The sequence below is a fragment of the Gemmiger formicilis genome, assembly GCF_016901605.1.
GTDB classification, from domain to species: domain Bacteria; phylum Bacillota; class Clostridia; order Oscillospirales; family Ruminococcaceae; genus Gemmiger; species Gemmiger formicilis_B.
Genome location: NZ_JACJKP010000637.1, coordinates 1 through 265, shown reverse-complemented (window position 1 = coordinate 265; position 265 = coordinate 1). Strand labels below are relative to the sequence as shown.

Sequence of the window (265 nt, the reverse complement as noted above, 5' to 3'; positions counted from 1 at the left end):
GGAATCGCGCAAGGCGCGATGCAGCAGGCGGCGAAGCGCAAGCGGAGCCGAACCTACAGATCGGCCACCGAACAGGTGGCATGATGGGAGTGGGTTCTGCGGTGGAAACCTCAAAAAAGCATAAGGGACAGCGAAACCCGAAACGCTGTATGGCGCGGGGGTATAGCTCAGTTGGGAGAGCACCTGCTTTGCAAGCAGGGGGTCAAGGGTTCGAATCCCTTTATCTCCACCATTTGGGCTGATAGCTCAGCTGGTTAGAGCACTC

1 tRNA gene is annotated in these 265 nt (G+C 57.7%); it reads left to right on the top strand.

The window, feature by feature from the left end:
• Window positions 1–156: 156 nt before the first annotated feature.
• Window positions 157–232: transfer RNA gene (locus tag H6B10_RS16260), tRNA-Ala, on the top strand.
• Window positions 233–265: the final 33 nt, after the last annotated feature.